The organism is Aeromonas sp. R6-1 (genome assembly GCF_040908165.1).
Classification (GTDB): Bacteria; Pseudomonadota; Gammaproteobacteria; order Enterobacterales; family Aeromonadaceae; genus Aeromonas; species Aeromonas caviae.
Map to the genome: position 1 here is coordinate 34,248 of NZ_JBFODF010000023.1, position 18,654 is coordinate 52,901.

Sequence of the window (18,654 nt, forward strand, 5' to 3'; positions counted from 1 at the left end):
CCGTTTACCCCGTATCACGGCCCCAAGCTGACACCGCGCCTCCCCAGAAGAGCGATTGCCATCCATCTCATGGACAGTGACACATAACGCCTGTCAGGCTCCAACCCGCTGGGTATAGTGATCAAAGGCGATTACCTTTTGATACCCCTCTGATTCATAAAGTAATTTTGCAGGTTGATTGGAGACAGCCGTCGCCAGTTTGACGGTCAGGGCATCTGTCTCCCTGGCAAAGCTGGCCACCCGTTTCAGCAGCGCTCTTGCCACACCCTGCTGGCGAGCTGACTCGACGACATAAAGATCATTGAGGTACCACATCCTCTTCATCGCGACGGAAGAGAATGCCGGATACAACTGGACAAAGCCTGCCCACTCTCCCGCCTCGTTGCGTGCCAGAAAGATAACTGAATCCGCCCCCTGAAGGCGTTCTCCGATGAATCGGGTTGCCTCATCTCTGTCCGGCGCTTGCCCATAAAACTGCCGATAGGCATCAAACAGACGGCTGGTTTCTTCAATGTGGGCCAACGTGGCCTGGAATATCTGCATGGCATCTCCTTGTCACCCTTCCCTGCACAGCGGTGCAATAGGATGGGGCCGTATGGCAAATACAGTGTCGGGTTTAAGAGGGGAAATAGAACCAGGCGGTCTGGATAAGACCCTCCTTCACCTCGAACACCGCCACGCTCTCGATGGGCTCGGGGGAGAGGCCGTGGATCAGCTCGTGATCGAACACCTTGTTGCCCAAGACGGTGCGTGACAGCAGCTCGGCCTTGAGCAGCGGGTTGTTGAATCTGTGCTGCGCATAGAAGGCCCGCAGCGCCCCCTTGCCGACTGTGCTCGGCGTCTCGGTCGGCATGCGATAGCCTTTGAAATCCGGGGCAAAGCAGGCCACGAAGGCATCGAGGTCGTGGGCATTGTAGGCGGCAAACTGCGCCTCTACGGGTTGGGTGACGGACATGTCTCTCTCCATGCATGAAATTTAAATCACTTATCCTTGATTTTTATTCACCAATCAAGCCCCGGATGGGGATCGCCGCCCCTTCCAATGAAACGCCTCATAACAAAAAAACCCCGCCGAAGCGGGGTCTCTCTGGTCATCAGCCACCCGCTGGGCGCGGGCGGGGTGATCAGTGTTCGCGGGTCTGGCGGAAGTGAACGTCCGGGTGACGCTCCTGGGCCAGGCGCAGGTTGACCATGGTCGGCGCGATGTAGGTGAGGTTGTCACCCCCATCAAGGGCCAGGTTGACCTCGTTCTTGCGCTTGAACTCCTCGAACTTCTTGACGTCGGTCCCTTCCACCCAGCGGGCGGTGGCGACGTTGACCGCCTCGTAGATGGCCTCGACGTTGTACTCGCTCTTGAGGCGCGAGACCACCACGTCGAACTGCAGCACACCGACCGCACCGACGATGAGATCGTTGCTGATGAGCGGACGGAACACCTGCACCGCCCCCTCTTCGGAGAGCTGCACCAACCCCTTGAGCAGTTGCTTCTGCTTGAGGGGGTCACGCAGGCGGATACGGCGGAACAGTTCCGGCGCGAAGTTCGGGATACCGGTGAACTTGAGATCTTCACCCTGGGTGAAGGTGTCGCCGATCTGGATGGTGCCGTGGTTGTGCAGACCGATGATGTCGCCGGCACAGGCCTCGACCGCCTGTTCACGGTCACCGGCCATGAAGGTGACGGCGTCGGAGATGTTCACGTCCTTGCCGATGCGCACGTGGCGCATCTTCATGCCCTTGCTGTAAGTACCTGACACGATGCGCATAAAGGCGATACGGTCGCGGTGTTTCGGGTCCATGTTCGCCTGGATCTTGAACACGAAGCCGGAGAACTTCTCCTCGGTGGCTACCACTTCGCGGCTCTCGGCCTTGCGCGGCATGGGGGCTGGCGCCCAGTCGGTCAGGCCGTCCAGCATGTGGTCGACACCGAAGTTGCCAAGGGCGGTCCCGAAGAAGACCGGGGTCATCTCGCCGGCGATGAAGGCATCGTGATCGAACTCGGGAGAGGCGCCCTGCACCAGCTCCAGCTCGCCACGCAGCTGGGCCGCCAGATCGTCGCCGATGGCGGCATCCAGCTCGGGGTTGTTCAACCCCTTGACCACCCGCTTCTCCTGGATGGTGTGGCCCTGACCGCTCTGATAGAGGTAGGTCTCGTCCTTGTAGAGGTGATAGACACCCTTGAAGGACTTGCCACAGCCGATGGGCCAGGTGATGGGGGCGCACATGATGTTGAGCTCGCGCTCCACCTCGTCCATGACCTCCATCGGATCGCGCACTTCGCGGTCCAGCTTGTTCATGAAGGTGAGGATGGGGGTATCCCGCAGACGGGTCACTTCCATCAGCTTGCGGGTCCGGTCTTCAACACCCTTGGCGGCGTCGATGACCATCAGGCAGCAGTCGACCGCCGTGAGGGTACGGTAGGTATCTTCGGAGAAGTCCTCGTGACCCGGGGTATCGAGCAGGTTGACCAGGCAGTCGGCGTAGGGGAACTGCATCACGGAAGTGGTGATGGAGATACCGCGCTGCTTCTCCATCTCCATCCAGTCGGATTTGGCGTGCTGGCCCGAGCCACGGCCCTTGACGGTACCGGCGCGCTGAATGGCCTGTCCGAACAGCAGGACCTTTTCGGTAATGGTGGTTTTACCCGCATCCGGGTGCGAGATGATCGCAAAAGTGCGTCTCTTGGAGACTTCACTCAGAAATTCAGCTGACATAATTCGACGTTCTTCTATTGAGCGGCGGCCTGGAGCCACCGTGGGAAAAATGCGGGACAGCACCTTGGAATCAGGGCGCCCATGCAGACAACGACACCACGCGGGCGGGTCAGTGACCGCCGGTGGAGACAGGAGAAGCGCGTTGCATTACATGGGTCTGGCCCCGGATCAAAGCAAAATTGCGCGGCATTATACCCGCGCGAGTGAAAAATACCCAGCCCGCTATCACGGGGGCCCGGGGTCGGCCTCACCGGGCCGTCATCACCCGGTTGCGCCCCGCCAGCTTGGCCTCGTACATGGCCTCGTCGGCCCGGCGCACCAGCTCGCCCAGGTTGTCATCCTCGGGTTTGTACTGGGCGCAGCCGATGCTGATGCGGATGGGGTGATCCGCAGGCACCCCCTCAATCTCGAGGCAGGCGACGGCGAGGCGGATCCGCTCCGCCACCTCGACGGCCTCGTTCAGGAGGGTATCCGGCAGCAGCACCAGAAACTCCTCGCCGCCGTTGCGCCCCACCCTGTCGAGGCTGCGCAACTGCTCCTCGATGCACTGGGCCACGGCGGTGAGCACCCTGTCACCCACGTGGTGGCCCAGCTGGTCGTTCACCTTCTTGAAGTGATCCACATCCAGCAGCAGCACGCACAGGGGTTTGCCCTCCTCCCGGGCCTGGGTGAACCATTTGCGCCCCTTGGCCTGGATCTGGCGCCGGTTGTGGATGCCGGTCAGTTCGTCCGTCATGGCGAGGCGCTGCATCTTGCGGGTGCGCCCGCGCTGATGCACCACCAGGGTACCCATCACCACCAGCAGCAGGGCCACCACCAGGTATTGCCAGTAGCGCCGCTCCTGCAACTGCTTGAGTTTCTCCGCCTGCAACTGCTGCTGGGACCTGAGGGTCTGGTTTTCCAGCTCCTTGCGGGCGAGATCGAACTCGAAACGCATCTGCAAGGAGCGCTGTTCCCGCAATCTCAGCTCGAGGGCCTGGCGGGTCTCGACATAGGTCTTGAGGCTGGTGAGGGCCGACTGGATATGCCCCTGACGCTCCAGCACCCGGGCCCGTGTCTCATGCACCCGGGCGAGGAAGCGCAGGTTCTGCTCCCGGGTAAAGATGGGCTCGGCCTCGTCCAGGTGCCGCAGCGCCTCGCCGGGTCGGTTCAGGGCCTCGAGGACCTCGGCCATGACGAGGTGCCAGTGGCCCAGGGTGACGCTGTCCGCCCCCTCCCCCTGATGAAGGGAGGCTGCCGCCTGATCTAGCTTGGTCATGGCCTGGTCCGGCTTGCCCTGTTTCTGCAGGATGGTGGCCAGCTCGATCCGGCTCCAGGCCAGGACCCCTTCCTGGTTTGACCCCAGATAGTAACGCTCCGCTTCCGCCATCAGGGGCAGCGCCTTGTCGTACTCTTCGGTGTCGATGTAGAGGAGCCCCTGCTGGCTGTGAATGTCCACCAGGTACTCCTCGACCCCGAGCTGCCGGTAGTCGTGTTCCAGCTCGTTGAAGTAGCTCTCGGCCCGCTCATAGAGCCCCATCCTGCGATAGGCATTGGCAATATTGGCGAGCACCTCGCGCCCCTTGGCCTCCAGCCCGAGCGCCTCGTAGCGCTGGTGGGCATCGATGAGATCCATGAGCCCCTCCGCTAGCTCCCCCTGGTAGGAGTACATCTCCCCCCGCAGGCTCAGGATGTCGGCACGCTGACGCTCATCCCCGAGTCGGCGAGCCAGGGTCAGGGCGGCGTCGTAATCCTCCCCGGCCCCGGCCATGTTGCCGAGTAGTTGCCGGTGATACCCGCGGCAGGCGAGCAACCCCACCTCGGTGACCCTGTCCTTGCGGGCACGGGCCTGCGCCAGCCCCTGCTCGGCAAACGCCACCGCGCGGCGAAACTCCTCGTCCCGTTCACTCGGCTGGGCCCAGCACTGCAGCCGGGCAAGGCGGCCCTGCACCTCGATCGGATAGTGTGCCTGTTCGGCAGTCAGGGCGGCGACGCGCTCGCGAAATACCTGCACCGGCATCGTCGACTCTTCCAGTCGCTGCAACGCCAGTTGCAACTCGTACCCAGCCAGTGGCGTCGCCTGGGCCAGGGCAACCCCCAGCAACAGACCACCTCCCATCAGGATCTTCATGCGGACATTTTCTCCTCTTCACTGGCCGGACGCCGCGCTCACCGCTGTCATCATATCCCCACAGACTCTGGGCGCACAGCCGCCAGAGGGTGAGAAAACTCCTCATATCGAACGAGAGCCTCCCCTATCCCCTTCTTTACAGAAGGAGAGAGTGCATCGACTATATATGCTTTCGAACAGGGGAAGGGATGAGGAATGACCTACGAGGAGCTGAGGGAGGCTTACGACAGGTTGTTGCTGGAGAACGAGCGTCTCAAACGCATCGCGGATGACGCGCGGGAGAAGCTGGACGCAGCCATGGATGGCACCGGCCTGTGCATCTGGCAGAACCATGTGCCCACCGGCAAACTCATCATCTTCAACCGGCGCTGGGGCTCCATGCTCGGTTACCAGCCCAAGGAGCTGTCGGCCCACTTCGACGTCTGGCGCGCCCACCTGCACCCGGAGGACAGGGAGCAGGTGCTGCAGGCCTTCTTCGACCATCTGGAGGGCAAGAGCCCGTTTTATCAGGCGATGCACCGCATGATCGCCAAGGATGGCAAGACCACCTGGGTGCTGGACCGGGGCCGGGTGGTGGAGCGGGATGATCAGGGCAACCCCGTCCGGGTGATGGGCACCCACATCGACATCACCCACGAAAAGGAGTACGAGCAGCAGCTCGCTCAGCTTGCCCACCGGGATCCCCTCACCGGCCTGTTCAATCGCACCGCGCTGCACCGCCACTTTCCCGGGGAGTACCAGGCCATCTGTTTCATCGATCTCGATGACTTCAAGCTGGTGAACGACAACCTGGGCCACCGGGCAGGTGACGAGCTGCTGGTCTCCCTTGCCCAGCGCCTTCGCCACTGCTGCGGCGAGGAGGTACGGCTGGGACGCATCGGCGGGGACGAGTTCGTGCTGCTGCTGCCCTGGGCGTGCGACGATCCCCGCACCAGCCACCTCGCCCGCCAGTGCATCGATGCCATCGCCACCCCCTTCGAGCTGCCCAACGGGGACGCCTCGGTGGGACTGAGCATGGGAATTGCGGCCATCCGGCCCCAGGACGATTTCGGCGCGGCACTGGCCCGGGCGGATCAGGCCATGTACAGGGTCAAGCGCAGCGGCAAGCGGGGTTTTTATATTGCCCAGCCAAGCGGTCAGCCGCTGCTGGATCAGGAGCAGGTCAACGAACGGGGGCTCTACCACAGGCCCACTCTCTGAGCCTGAGCACCCTCAATGGCGCTGCCAGCGCCGCAGCAGGCGTCCACGCAGGCCGCAATCGAGCAGCCAGCTGTTGTCGAACACCCGCAAAATGGCCGCCTTGGCGTGACGGGACATGGCGACCGCATGGAAGCGTGTCTGCTGCGCCCGTCGCCGGTTCATCCGCTCGAGCAGGGGGTGGGGCAGGTTCTGGGCGATGAAGTCGGAGATCACCAGCACGTCGGCCTTGGCAAAGGCGGGTTGTTCAAGCTGGGTCAGGGCCTGCTCCAGGCAGGGCACCAGATCGGTCCCCCCGTGAAAACTCATGGAGAGAAAGCGCTCCGCCTTCTCAAGCCCGGTGTCGGCGGTGATCTCCAGAGTCGCCACCTCGGTGGAGAAGAGCATCAGATAGCAGCCCCGCTTCTCCTCCATCGCCCCCTTGAGCAGGGCGAGAAACAGCGCCTTGGCACACTCCTCCGGATAGCCCCCCATGGAACCTGACGTATCGACGCAGACGATGAAAGGGCCACGCGGCTGCACCTCCTGCCCTCCCTGCTCGGGGGAGCGCAGCATCAGACGCTGGCGCGGCAGGGTGCCCCGCGACTGGTAGCTCAGCAGGCGCCGCTCCAGATAACGGCGATAGAACTCCAGTTCCAGCTCCGGCAGCGCCAGCATCACCGCCTCGCTCGGCAGGAGGCGCATCAGATCGCTGGCCGGGTGCACCCCCACCAGATCGTCGGGCACATCGTCACTTTGCACCTCCTCCAGCTCGTGCACAGGCACCGGCGGCAGCGTCCTGTCCTCGCTGCGCCGCTCCCGCTCGCTGCGCCCAAGCAGGGCGGCGATCTCCGCGAGCAGAGGCTCCTGCTGCAACATGCGGGCGTACTGCTTCACCAGCGCCAGGCTGCGCTTGTGCCAGCTCCCCTGGGCCAGATCCCAGAGCCCCCCGGCGGAGATCTGGTGCGGATCCAGGGCATCGGCCAGGGTCCGGTTGGCCAGCAGTTGATCCTCGATCTCCTGGCGCTGCTTCTCCCGCTCCGCCTCCGCTATCTGCTGCTGCAACTGCAACAGGCTGCCCACCAGGCTGGCACGCCACTTCTCGATGAAGAGCTGGCGCAACCCCTCGGTGGGCTGGGCCACTATCTGGCGCACCAGGCTGCGGGCATCCCCCGCAAAAGGGCTGTGCTGCTCAAGGGCTTCCAGCAGGGCGGGCAGGCGCCCCACCAGCTCCGGCAGAGGCAGTTGCCGGTGGGCCTGATAGAGCAGGTATTCCCGCTCGAGGGCCACCGGCACCGGCTTGTGGCGCATCTCCTCCCCAAGCTGTTCGCTCCAGGTCTGGATTCGCTTTCTGAGCAGCTTCCCCTGCAGGGGCGAGCGCTTGAGGAACTCGGAGATCTTGGGGGTGGAGGCAAGCAGCAGCGCCATCTCCCCCGCCAGTTCCCCCTCCCCCATGAGCAGCCCCAGGTCCATCATGCCGATCTCTAGCATGGACCACCCCGGGCACTGAGATTTGATGGAATATCATGCTGACGAAACATGTTTTTTATCCTGTTTATTTCACCAACCCCACGTCAGGCGCGACGTCACACCTGTACATCGAGAAGAGGCAGACGATCACGCCACTGCTGCAGCTCGGTCCCCAGCCGCTCCAGGTCCCGGCTCAGCACGAAGAAGCTGTCCTCCACCTGACGCAGCCAGTGGTCCCCCACGAACAGATGAGGCTGGTGACGGTCGAACAGGTTGCGCTGGCCCTTGAGGTTTTGCAGCACCCGGTTCACCTGGCCCGTCAGGTCGTCCAGGGCCGACAGCCAGGGGGCCATCACCACCTCGGGGATGGGGGTGCGCTCCACCAGCATCAGGGGCACGGGCTGGCGCTGGATATCCAGCACGTGCAGCCGCAACTGCTCGTCCAGCACCAGCTCGTAGTGCCCCTCCTTGGGGTTGCCGAGGGGCCAACCCACCAGCGCCTCCCCGGTGGGGTGCCAGTGAGAGAGCAGGGTGCGATCAAAGGTGAGGGTGGCGGTGAGGCGCTCGGGATCGCTGCCATCCAGGGGCGCCGGGGTGAGCAGCTGGAAGTGCACCAGCTTGCCGAACGGCCTGGCGTTGGCCAGCGGCAGTTCGGTGCCGCGGGCGCGGCGGCCGAACCACTGCTTGCGCTTGACCGCCTTGCAGCCGATGCGCAAGGCGACCGCCCCCTGCAACTGCTTGAACTGCTCGCGCAGGGAGAGCAGCTCCCGGGTCAGCGCCAGTTGCTGGTAGCCGTAGAGGCGGGAAAACTCGCCGATCATCTCCAGCAGCGCGGTGCGGGAAGCCTCGTCGTGCCAGAGGCAATCCTTGAACAGCAGCAGATCCAGGGGAGCCACCTCGTCGCGGCCATTGAAGAAGGCGCTCGCCTTGATGAGCCGCACCGCCTTCTTCCAGCGCCGATCCGAGACATAGCAGCCGTGCCCGAGCTGGCTGTCGAGCTGCTGGCGCAGCTGGTAGATGAGTTCGAAACAGGCGTCCGGCAGGCGCACCTGCTCGATGGCATCCTGCCAGGCGTCGTACTCTTCCCCCCGAATCTGCACCGAGGGGGTCAGGTTCTGATGGGATTGGCCATCGCTCGCCAGCATGGCCTGGAAGTTGGATTTCTCCTGCACCCTGTCCATCCAGACCCGCACCAGCATGCGGTCGTAGAGCGCCTCCAGCCCGCTGTCCGGGGCAGGCAGCTCGTTCGAGGCGGTGACCAGCAGCCGCATGGGAATGGGGTGCTGGCTGTCGCCGTTGCGAAACTGCCGCTCGTTGATGGCGGTGAGCAGGGTGTTGAGGATGGCGGGGCCCGCCTTCCAGATCTCGTCGAGGAAGACCACCTCGGCCTCCGGCAGGTAGCCGCTGGTCAACCGCAGGTACTTGCCATCCTCCTTGAGCGCCTGGATGGAGAGGGGACCGAACACCTCCTCCGGCGTACTGAAACGGGTCATCAGGTATTCGAAATGGCGGGCATCCTGAAACGCCAGCTTGAGGCGCCGCGCGATCAGGCTCTTGGCGATGCCCGGGGGGCCCAGCAGAAAGACGCTCTCGCCACTCAGGGCCGCCAGCAGGCCGAGCCGCAGGGCATCCTGGCGCTCATACAGTCCCTCACCAAGGGCGGAAAGGAGCCGTGGCAGGCGCTCATGAATGGGGGTGGCACGAACAGTATTCTGGGCTAAAGGCGGCATAGGCACAGTTCCGAAGCTGATAGGTCATTCGTGGTGACGGGGTCCGGCCTCTGGCCCCGCCCCACTCTCATTGTCTGTCATCTCTGCCCCCGGGGGGCGCTCGTTTGCCATCGCCACAGGGCGAAAAGCGCACGTCCGGGGTGCAGCAAATCCCGCGAGAGTGTACTCTGCGCATCATTATTTACCCCAACGCAGATCAAGAGTGAGCCTTCGCCATGCAAGATCCCCTGCTGGACCCGCTGCGCCAGCGCATCCTGGCCCGCATGGGCATCCCCCTCTGGCAGCAAAGAGGCCGACTCCTGGCGGGAGGCACCAGCCCCGACGGCGCCGCACAGCCGGCAAACACACCCGCCGACGAGGTGCTGGCCCCGCAGGAGACTGCCCCTCTGCCGACCGGCAAGCTCTGGCTGCTGGCCGAGACGCTGCCCGCGCCCTCCCTGCTCGGGGACATCTGCCGCTGGCTCGGCCTTGGCACGGACGAGGTCTCCCTGCTGTCCGAGATGCCTTCCCTGCCCGCGGGGGCCACTTCGCCCCTGCTCTGGCTGACGGCGCCGGACCCTCGCTGGCCCGATGCACTGGTCTGCCCGCTCAAGCCCGATGGGGCGCACAAGCGCGCCCTCTGGCAGCAGTGCCGGCAGCGCCACACCCCTTGATGCTCACGACCATGGCACGGCCATGGTGTCCATCGCAAGCCTGAATCCCGTCCGGAGTGACCATGTCTGACCTCTTGCCCCACTTTCGCCCCCTGCTCGAATCGGACTTCGAAGCCATCTACCCCATCGAGCAGGCCGCCCACCAGGAGCCCTGGAGCCAGGCCAACCTGCTCTCCTGCTTCGGGCCGCGCTATCTCAACGGCCTGATGCTGGTGGACGGACGACCGGCCGGTTTCTACATCTCGGATCTGGTGGCGGGAGACAGCTCCCTGATGAATCTCTGCGTGCACCCCGATTTTCAGGGCAAGGGGCTGGGGCGGGCGCTGCTCAGGGAGTACCTGGCCCGCAGCAAGGCCGGCAAGGCCGAGGCCTGGTTCCTGGAGGTCAGGGCTGGCAACCGCACCGCCATCAACCTCTACGAGAGCGAGGGGTTTGCCGAATATTGCCGCCGCGCCGACTACTACGGCACCGGGCAGGAGAGGGAGGATGCCGTGCTGATGTCCCGTCTGTTCGACTTCGGCTGACAACCCGCAGCAGACCGCCGTCAGCGGGCGCCCCCCTCTGACCTCCCTGACTCCCCCGCTTCGCTTCCCCCCTCAGGGCAGGGGCGCGTTGTCGATGGAGGGGTCTTCCAGGCTCAGGGTCACCCTCAGCACGGCCTCGAAGGCGGCTCCCGAGAGGGGCATGAAGAAGCCGCGACCATAGGTGACGCCGGGCATCCAGATCTGTTCGATATCCACCGCGATCTTGATGGGGCGAAGCGGCTCACCCGGTCGCTGGACATAGATGCCAGGGGCCGTCGCAACCTGGGGGAAGCGGCGCAGAATGTGCTCGCTGCCATCCCCCGCATCCGGGTTGAGTCGCACCTTCACCAACTTCGCCAGGGCGGATTGCATCTCGGGGGCACGCCACAGCCTGGTATTCAGCGCCTTGCAGCGTCGGCACTTGGCGCGCTCGATCACGTAGAGCAAGGGGTATCCTTCCCTCAGCGCCAGCCGCTGCGCCTGCTCATAGCCCTCGGCGCCACTCAGCCAGGGATTATCCTGCTCCCCCGCGCCCCCCAGCAAATACCAGAGGGCGCCAGCCCCCGCCAACAGCAGCAACACGCCGGTGAACAGGCTCTTGATCCCGATATTCATGGTGCAACTCCCTGAATGAATCCGATCCCTGCCCCCTATCATGCCTCACTCTCATCTGGTTGACGACTTTGTGATCCAGGACAAATGGCGCACACTTGTAAGCTGTAATGTTAGAGTTTAAACTCCAGCCCCGATTTTGGTGCCCCTGCGGGCGCACAACTGTTACTTGAGGATGCGTGAGATGTCGCAGTTTCATCTGGTTAGAGTGATGCGTGAGCGTATTGCCCGCCTTGGCAACAAGGCCGCCCTGCGCGTCCAGCAGGATGGCCAGTGGCGCGCCATCGGCTGGCGAACCCTGGGTCAGGCCATGGATTATTGCGCCCAGGGCCTGATCCGGGCGGGCCACCAGTCCGGCGAGATGGTCGGCATCTATGCCCGCAACATGCCCGAGTGGACCCAGGCCGACCTCGGCATCCTGGCCGCCCGCGGCGTCAGCGTGCCCATCTACCCCACCAGCACCCTCGATCAGCTGCGCTACATCGTCAAGGATGCCGGCATCAGGATGCTGTTCGTGGGGGAGCAGCCCCAGTTCGATCAGGCGCTGCACCTCATCGACAGCGGCGAGATAAGCCACATCGTCGCCCTGGACGGCACCGTCGATCTGCGCGGCTGCGCCTCGGCCAGCCACTTCCAGACCTTCCTCGTCTCCGGCAACCACCAACCCAGCGAGCTGGTGCTGCGCGAGCGCGAGCGCCACTACCGCATGGACGACCTGCTGACCCTCATCTACACCTCGGGCACCACGGGCGAACCCAAGGGGGTCATGCTCGATTTCGCCAACATGGCCGCCTGCTTCGAGATGCATGACGCTCGCCTCGACCTCAGCGAGCAGGATGTCTCCCTCTGCATGCTGCCGCTGAGTCATGTGTTCGAGCGTGCCTGGAGCTACTACGTGCTCTATTGCGGCGCCGAGAACGTCTACATTCGCGACCCGCAGAAGGTGATGGATGTCATCGGCGAGGTGAAGCCCACCGTGATGTGCGCCGTGCCCCGCCTCTACGAGAAGGCCTACGCCATGATCCAGGCCAAGGTCGCCCAGGCTCCTCGCCTGCGCCGCGCCCTGTTCGGCTGGGCCACCCGGGTGGGCAAGCAGATGGTCGCCACCCGTCAGGCGGGCAAGTCCGCCTCTCCCCTGCTCTATGGCCAGCTCTGGCTTGCCGAGAGCCTGGTGTTTCGCAAGCTGCGCGCCCGTTTCGGCGGTCGCACCCGCTTCCTGCCGGTGGCGGGCGCCCGTCTCGCGGACGAGGTGAATCTCTTCTTCCAGGCCATGGGGCTCAACCTCAAGTACGGCTACGGCATGACCGAGACCACCGCCACCGTCTGCTGCTATGAAGACACCCAGTTCAGGCTGGGCTCCATCGGCACGGCGCTAAACGGCATCGAGGTTAAACTCGGCGAGAACAACGAACTGCTGGTGCGCGCCCCCACCGTGATGCGTGGCTACTACAACAAGCCGCAAGCCACCGCCGAGGTGATGACCGAGGATGGCTTCCTGCGCACCGGCGATGCAGGCGAGCTGGATGACGAGGGCAACATCTACTTCACCGAGCGCTTGAAGGAGCTGATGAAGACCTCCAACGGCAAGTACGTGGCGCCGCAACTGGTCGAGGGGACCCTCGGCAAGGATCGCTTCATCGAGCAGATTGCCATCGTCGCCGATGCCCGCCACTTCGTGTCGGCGCTCATCGTGCCCTGCTTCGAGTCCCTGGAGGAGTACGCCCGCTCCATCAACCTGCAGTACCAGTGCAAGACCGAGCTGCTGCGCCACTCCCGGGTAATGGAGTTCTTCGAGGCCCGCATCGCCGATCTGCAAAAAGAGCTGGCCAAGTTCGAGCAGGTGAAGAAGTTCACCCTGCTGCCGAGCGCCTTCTCCATGGAGCTCGGGGAGATCACCCCCACCATGAAGCTGCGCCGCAAGATCATCGAGGCCAAGTACCAGCGCGAGATAGAAGCCATGTACAGCCACGTCTGATCGACGGGCCTGATATGAAAAAGCCGCTCATGGAGCGGCTTTTTGCTGGGCGTCTCTCCCTTATGGCAGCTTGACCAGGGGTTGCTCGCGCAGCTCGGTGGCCCGACCGCCCTGGATCTTCTCCACCTGGGCCAGGGCCTGCTTCACCTCGTCGGCATTTTGCAGCAGGCGATAGGTCAGATCGAAGGTCTTGGTCTCCCCCGGCTGGATCTTGGGGACCAGCCCGAGCGGGCGCTGGTACTTGGTGCTGTAGGCATAGCTGGTACCGGGTTCGATGCCGGTCACATAGCCCTGGGCCCGGGTGTCGGTGTTCTTCCACAGGGTCAGCACCGGCAGCTGTCTGGTGTTGTAGCCCACCGCCACTCCGGCGTTGCCGGCCCGGTTGTTCAGCACTGCCAGGGTATTGCCGTCGGCGTCGCTGTAGGGCACCAGGTTGAACACCATCTCGTCGAAACCCTTGGTGGGCCCCAGATAGGTTTGCCAGCCCTTGAGTCCGGCCTTGGCGTAGTCATTGAACGGGGAGATCTGCTTCACCGGCGTGCTCACCCTGGCTCCCTCCTCCAGAATGGGGGCCCCGAAGTTGCCGTGATAGATGATCTGGTACTCGTTCTCGTAGTCCGCGTGGTTGGTCAGCTTGTCCTGCAGGGCAAATTCCGCCTGACCGGGCACCACGCTCAGCTGGGTCCAGGTGACCAGTTCGCTCATCTTGAAGGTGCGCTCGTCCACCCGGCCCAGCACGTGGATGGCATAGGGCGGCTCTTCGTCCACGGTCACGCTCACCACGGAGGCGGGAATGTTCTGCACCCGGCCATGCAGGCTCTTGAGGCGGCCGTCGTCATCCACTCCGGGATGACCCGTCCACTCGTAGCCGCAGCGCACCAGCATCTCGTTGAAGCCGTCGAGCCAGCCGAGGCCGCCACGGCTCTCGAGATCGATGAAGGCGGGATTGACCACCTCCTTGACCGGTGAATCCCAGCCGAGGCGCAGATCCGCCGCCTTGACCTCCTTGATCCCCATGCCGCGGGTCGGCACCAGGGTGATCTTCATGACGCCGTTGTCGACGATGAGCAGATCCACCCCTTCCTGGCGGCCGCCGTGCAGGCGTTTCTTCTCGATGGTGAAGGGAACCGGGCTCTTGATGCCGAGCTTCTCGCTGGTGATCTTCCAGTCGCCCACATCCAGCCCTTGCTGGGAGTCGGTCAGCAGAAATTCGGCGGCGTGACCCGCGGTGGCGCCCAGGGCGAGCAGCACGGCAATGGAGAGTTTCTTCAACATGGATTTATCCTCGTGTCTCTTGTTTTTGTGAAAGCTGAATCGATTCAGTGATCGAAAACTAGGCGTCTGACGCCCAGTACTCAAGAGACAAAAAGAGGAAATGTGAGCCGATTGACAATAAAAACGGCTTCAGCCCTGCTGAAATGAAGGCTGACTCACAGTTATGAAAGGAGGAAAAAACAGGCGGGCGCCGAGAGGGGCGCCCCCCTCACCACATCAGGCAAGTGCCAGCGTCACCGCGGCTTCGGCGTGGATGGCGGTGGTGTCATAGAGAGGCACGGCGGCCTGGCACGCCCCCACCAGCAGGGCGATTTCGGTGCAACCCAGGATCACCGCCTGGGCACCGGCCTGTGCCAGATCGGCGATGATGGCCAGATACTCGGCCTGAGACGACTCGCGAATATCGCCGAGGCAGAGCTCGTCATAGATGATGCGGTGCACCCGCTCCCGTGCAACGTCATCAGGCACCAGCACCTCCAGCCCGAAGCGCTCCTGGAGCCGCCCCTTGTAGAAATCCTGCTCCATGGTGAAGCGGGTGCCGAGCAAACCCACCCGGGTCACCCCGTCGGCCTGGAGGCGATGGGCCGTGGCATCGGCGATGTGGAGCAGGGGAATGTCGATGGCGGCCTCGATCTCCGGCGCCACCTTGTGCATGGTGTTGGTCCCGATCAGCAGAAAATCGGCGCCACCGGCCTGGATGGCCCTGGCCTCGGCCGCCAGCAGACGGGCGGTGGCGGGCCAGTCACCGGCGTGCTGCAACCGCTCTATCCCGGCAAAATCCACGCTGCTCAGCAGCACCCGCGCCGAGTGCAGACCGCCGAGCCGCTCGCGTACCCCCCGGTTGAGGGCCTGGTAATAGCTGACGGTGGACTCCCAGCTCATGCCACCCAGCAGACCGATACATTTCATGGGATCTCCTTATGTAACCCGATGGTGCAAACCAATGCTGCAATCCCTCAGGGGGCGCGTTTGATCGCACCGCCCCGGCAATAAAAAAGGCCCCGAAGGGCCAACAAGACAGCCGGTAAAGGCTCAGGCCGAGGCCTAAACCCAGATCATCAGCACGCAGGCCGCCGTGGCGAGCCCCATGCCCAGATTGAAACGACGCCAGCCGGTGGCGGTGCGGATGAGGCGGCGCACCTGGGCACCGAACAGCACCCAGAAGGCACCAGTATAGAGGCCGGTCACGAAGAAAATGCCGAGCACCCAGCCCGCGGACGGCCAGTAAGCCTCCCCCGCCAGGGTGAAGCCGCTGATGGCGGAGAGCGCCATCATCCAGGCTTTGGGATTGAGCAGTTGCAGCATGGCCCCCTGATGGGCCGGGATGAGCGGCCGGTTCCCCTCCGCCGGGCCACTGGCGTTGGCCACCTTCCAGGCCAGCCAGAGCAGGTAGGCCGACCCCACCAGCTTGAGGCCATCGTGCAGCAGGGGCAGACGCTCGAACACCACCCCAAGCCCCAGAGCCGTGGCCAGGATCATCAGGTTGATGCCCCCCACCACCCCCACCAGCAGAGGCACGGAGCGGCGAAACCCCTGGGCGGCACCGGCACTGGTGAGCAGCATGTTGTTGGGGCCCGGCGTGCCACAGGTGATAAGGGCAAAGCCCGCCAGGGGGAGCAACCAGTTCAGATCCATCTCAACCTCGTTCAGATACGGCAAGCCTCCTAATATGCAGAGCCGACGCCCTGACGACAAGGTCAGCAATGCATTTTCTTTGCATGAATAATCAAGACGCTGTTAATACCAGAGCATCACCACGCACAGGGCGGTCAAGGCACCCAGGCTGCCGTTGAGACGACGCCACCCCTTGTCCGAGTTGATCCAGCGGCTGAGCTGATGGCCAAACATCACCCAGGCGAAGCAGACCGGGAACCCCGCCATGGGGAAGACACTCATGATGCCCCACATGCTGGGCCAATAGTCGCTCCCCGGCAGGCTGAACAGACTGATGGCCGAGATCCCCATCATCCACGCCTTGGGATTGAGGAACTGGAAGCCCAGCCCTTCAAGCAGGGTCAAGGGGCGGGCACGGCTGGCGGGATCTCCGGGAGCGCCTGCCACCGCGATGCGCCACGCCAGCCACAGCAGGTAAAGGCTGCCCAGCACCTGCAGGCTCAGCTTGAGCAGGGGCCAGCGCTCGAACAGCGGATAGAAACCGAGCGCCAGCACCAGTTGCAACACAGGCTGGCCCACCGCCACCCCGATGAGATGGGGCAGGGTGCGCCGCACGCCGAAGTTGGCGCCGGACGCCGTCAACATCAGGTTATTCGGCCCGGGCGTGCCGCAGGTGAGCAGGGCGAAGCCAAACAGGGTGGCATACCATTCGATGGTCATGGGGAGACTCCTTTCTCGCCACATTGTACCGATACAATGTGTGCTTGTTGGTTGTGTACAGGCTGATAATCACGCTATATTGCGGACAATCTTGGATCAATGGATTTATTGTCACCATGACAATCTGGACGCCCGACCTCACCCCTTTCGAGGGGCCCCTCTACCTCAAACTGGTCAAGGCCATCGAGCAGGCCATCTCCACCGGCATCCTCTCACCCGAGACCCGGCTGCCGACCCACAGGGCCCTGGCAGATAAGCTGGGGGTCACCGTGGGCACCGTCACCCGCGCCTACACCGAGGCGGAGCGACGGGGCCTGCTGGCGGCCCGGGTCGGGCACGGCACCTGGGTCAGGGGAGCGGCGGATCCCGCCAACGAATGGGTGATCCGCAATGAAGACAGCCAGCGCATCGAGTTGTGGCAGAACCTCCCGGTCCAGCTGGACAGGGGCGCCATCATCAGGCCCCTGCTCACCGATCTGGCGCAGGGGGATCTCAACGGCCTGCTCGGCTATGACAAGGAGGCGGGACGCCCCGCACAGCGCCAGCTGTTCGTCGACTGGCTCGCCGAGCAGGGCATCACGGCGAGCGAAGATCGCCTGCTGTTCAGCCATGGGGCCCAGCACGGCATCATGCTGGCCCTGCTGGCCACCGGCTGCGTGGGAGAGACCCTGTTTTGCGAGGGACTGAGCTACCCCGGCATGCTGGGCAATGCACGCCAGCTCAAGAATCAGGTGGTGGGACTGGCGATGGATGAGGAGGGACTGCTGCCAGAGGCGCTGGATGCCGCGTGCCGTACCCGCCGGGCCAAGCTGCTCTACCTCACCCCCACCCTGCAAAACCCCACCACGGCCACCATGAGCCTGGCGCGGCGCGACGCCATCGTCGCCATCGCCCGTCGCCACGATCTGCTGATCGTCGAGGACGACGTCAACGGCCTGCTGCCCGAAAGTGCGCTCCCTCCCCTGGTCAACCTGGCACCGGAGCGGGTCATCTACCTCGGCAGTCTCGCCAAGATCGCCTGCGGCGGCCTGCGGGTCGGCTTCGTGTTGTCCCCTCCCGCCCTTCGCAACGGCTTCGCCCAGGCGATGCGGCTGTCGAGCTGGATGGTGAGTCCGCTGCTCATTGAGCTGGCCTGCAAGCTGGTGAGCCAGCGCCAGATCATGCCGCTCATCGAACACCAGCGAAAAATCCTGGCGCGCCGGGGTGAGCTACTGCGCCACCTGCTGCCGGGAGCGCGCTGGCAGGCGGGGTCCATGCACGCCTGGCTGCCGCTGCCCGAGCCCTGGCGCAGCCAGGAGTTTGCGGAGGCCGCCAACGCCCTTGACGTGGGGGTCGCCAGCGGAGAACACTTCGCCGCCGGCCAGTTTGCCGCCCCGCAGGGAGTACGCCTCAGCCTGAGCCAGCCCGCCACCGACGCCCGCGTCGCCGAAGGGCTGGAGCGCCTCGCCGGGCTGCTGAGGGGCTCGCCGCCCACCAATCCCCTGCTATAGTCATTGACCCTGGCACCCGAGGAACCTTCATGTCCGCCGTCCGTCCCGCCCTGCTCATCGCGACCCTGCTGCTGGGAGGCTGCGCCTCCCCGGCCCATCAACAGCTTGGCGCCGCCCTGAGCGGACTGGAGGGGGAGCTGACGCGGCTGGAGGAGGAGTTGGCAGCCATGAACGGCCTTCACTATCAAAAAGCCATCGACGCCCCGGTGGCGCTGCGCCGCTATCTCAAGGCCCCCGCACCGACGGCGGAGGGGCTGGTGCCCGTGCAAAGCCGGCTGCAAGATGGCCCTCTGCTGCGCTACGACTACCGGCTGCCCGCCGGGATGACACAGCTGCCCACCGACAACCCCTGCCTGCGCTACGAGTTCGAGCTGCGCCACCTCGGGCGCCTGGGCCAGCTCGAGCTCGCCTGGCAGGGAGAGGCGGGCGCCGGGGAGCTGCATGTCCCCCAGCGGGACTGCCCCTTCTCGGCCAGGGGGCCTGGCCTTCAGTGATGCTTTCTTTGCCCCGCCCGAGGCCGGCACTGAGCCATCCCTGACCCAGGTGGGGTATTGACCCCCCCTGGCTCTCGCGGGAGAGTGGAGGCTAACTTTG

The 18,654-nt window shown here is 64.3% G+C and carries 17 protein-coding genes; 6 read left to right on the top strand and 11 right to left on the bottom strand.

From position 1 onward, the window contains the following. Positions 1 to 93: 93 nt before the first annotated feature. The 4 genes from AB5Y68_RS05735 to AB5Y68_RS05750 form a co-directional block, all read right to left on the bottom strand. A complete protein-coding gene (locus AB5Y68_RS05735; RefSeq protein ID WP_010672919.1) occupies positions 94 to 543 on the bottom strand; it encodes an N-acetyltransferase in 450 nt (149 codons plus the stop codon). A gap of 73 nt (positions 544 to 616) precedes the next feature. Continuing rightward, on the bottom strand, positions 617 to 955 hold the full coding sequence (locus AB5Y68_RS05740) for a nuclear transport factor 2 family protein (protein WP_039039412.1): 339 nt from the start codon (positions 953 to 955) through the stop codon (positions 617 to 619). Between the two features lie 169 nt (positions 956 to 1,124). Further along, on the bottom strand, positions 1,125 to 2,714 hold the full coding sequence (gene prfC / locus AB5Y68_RS05745) for a peptide chain release factor 3 (RefSeq protein WP_089503670.1): 1,590 nt from the start codon (positions 2,712 to 2,714) through the stop codon (positions 1,125 to 1,127). Between the two features lie 244 nt (positions 2,715 to 2,958). Beyond that, a complete protein-coding gene (locus AB5Y68_RS05750; protein ID WP_039039410.1) occupies positions 2,959 to 4,821 on the bottom strand; it encodes a diguanylate cyclase in 1,863 nt (620 codons plus the stop codon). 195 nt (positions 4,822 to 5,016) lie between these two features. Here AB5Y68_RS05750 and AB5Y68_RS05755 point away from each other — a divergent pair, with 195 nt between their 5' ends. Next, positions 5,017 to 6,021 carry a sensor domain-containing diguanylate cyclase gene (locus AB5Y68_RS05755; protein WP_039039409.1) on the top strand — a complete coding sequence of 335 codons (1,005 nt, stop codon included), beginning with the start codon at positions 5,017 to 5,019 and terminating at the stop codon, positions 6,019 to 6,021. 12 nt (positions 6,022 to 6,033) lie between these two features. Here the strand turns inward: AB5Y68_RS05755 and viaA are convergent, their stop codons facing one another. Together viaA and AB5Y68_RS05765 are read right to left on the bottom strand one after the other, a co-directional pair. After that, positions 6,034 to 7,488 carry an ATPase RavA stimulator ViaA gene (viaA, locus tag AB5Y68_RS05760; RefSeq protein WP_029313704.1) on the bottom strand — a complete coding sequence of 485 codons (1,455 nt, stop codon included), beginning with the start codon at positions 7,486 to 7,488 and terminating at the stop codon, positions 6,034 to 6,036. A 95-nt stretch (positions 7,489 to 7,583) separates the two neighbouring features. Further along, a complete protein-coding gene (locus AB5Y68_RS05765) occupies positions 7,584 to 9,197 on the bottom strand; it encodes an ATPase RavA domain-containing protein (RefSeq protein ID WP_039039408.1) in 1,614 nt (537 codons plus the stop codon). 215 nt (positions 9,198 to 9,412) lie between these two features. On the opposite strand from AB5Y68_RS05765, the gene AB5Y68_RS05770 reads away from it, so the two are divergent. After that, positions 9,413 to 9,850 (top strand): DNA polymerase III subunit psi, encoded by a 438-nt coding sequence (locus AB5Y68_RS05770; RefSeq protein ID WP_049635924.1) that lies wholly within the window; start codon positions 9,413 to 9,415, stop codon positions 9,848 to 9,850. A 74-nt stretch (positions 9,851 to 9,924) separates the two neighbouring features. Continuing rightward, entirely contained in the window at positions 9,925 to 10,374 is a 450-nt protein-coding gene (gene rimI / locus AB5Y68_RS05775; protein WP_103255305.1) for a ribosomal protein S18-alanine N-acetyltransferase, read from the top strand. Between the two features lie 72 nt (positions 10,375 to 10,446). Here rimI and AB5Y68_RS05780 read toward each other — a convergent pair whose 3' ends face one another. Continuing rightward, positions 10,447 to 10,989: a hypothetical protein gene (locus AB5Y68_RS05780; RefSeq protein WP_039039406.1), complete on the bottom strand. Its 543-nt coding sequence runs from the start codon at positions 10,987 to 10,989 to the stop codon at positions 10,447 to 10,449. A 181-nt stretch (positions 10,990 to 11,170) separates the two neighbouring features. Here AB5Y68_RS05780 and AB5Y68_RS05785 point away from each other — a divergent pair, with 181 nt between their 5' ends. Beyond that, a complete protein-coding gene (locus AB5Y68_RS05785) occupies positions 11,171 to 12,961 on the top strand; it encodes a long-chain fatty acid--CoA ligase (protein ID WP_039039405.1) in 1,791 nt (596 codons plus the stop codon). A 60-nt stretch (positions 12,962 to 13,021) separates the two neighbouring features. Here the strand turns inward: AB5Y68_RS05785 and AB5Y68_RS05790 are convergent, their stop codons facing one another. From AB5Y68_RS05790 to AB5Y68_RS05805, 4 genes are all read right to left on the bottom strand, one after another. Further along, on the bottom strand, positions 13,022 to 14,236 hold the full coding sequence (locus tag AB5Y68_RS05790) for an aldose 1-epimerase family protein (protein WP_039039404.1): 1,215 nt from the start codon (positions 14,234 to 14,236) through the stop codon (positions 13,022 to 13,024). Between the two features lie 216 nt (positions 14,237 to 14,452). After that, positions 14,453 to 15,145, bottom strand: a complete 693-nt coding sequence (locus tag AB5Y68_RS05795; RefSeq protein WP_039039403.1) for an aspartate/glutamate racemase family protein — start codon at positions 15,143 to 15,145, stop codon at positions 14,453 to 14,455. 135 nt (positions 15,146 to 15,280) lie between these two features. Then, the gene (locus AB5Y68_RS05800; protein ID WP_010672906.1) at positions 15,281 to 15,871 is read right to left on the bottom strand and encodes a LysE family translocator; all 591 of its coding nucleotides are present in this window, start codon (positions 15,869 to 15,871) and stop codon (positions 15,281 to 15,283) included. Positions 15,872 to 15,973: 102 nt separating this feature from the next. Beyond that, positions 15,974 to 16,570: a LysE family translocator gene (locus AB5Y68_RS05805; protein ID WP_039039402.1), complete on the bottom strand. Its 597-nt coding sequence runs from the start codon at positions 16,568 to 16,570 to the stop codon at positions 15,974 to 15,976. Between the two features lie 116 nt (positions 16,571 to 16,686). Between AB5Y68_RS05805 and AB5Y68_RS05810 the strand changes: the two genes are divergently transcribed. Then, positions 16,687 to 18,060, top strand: coding sequence for a PLP-dependent aminotransferase family protein (locus AB5Y68_RS05810; protein WP_039039401.1), 1,374 nt, complete (start codon positions 16,687 to 16,689; stop codon positions 18,058 to 18,060). A gap of 29 nt (positions 18,061 to 18,089) precedes the next feature. Continuing rightward, positions 18,090 to 18,554 carry a hypothetical protein gene (locus tag AB5Y68_RS05815; RefSeq protein ID WP_039039400.1) on the top strand — a complete coding sequence of 155 codons (465 nt, stop codon included), beginning with the start codon at positions 18,090 to 18,092 and terminating at the stop codon, positions 18,552 to 18,554. Positions 18,555 to 18,654 lie beyond the last annotated feature (100 nt).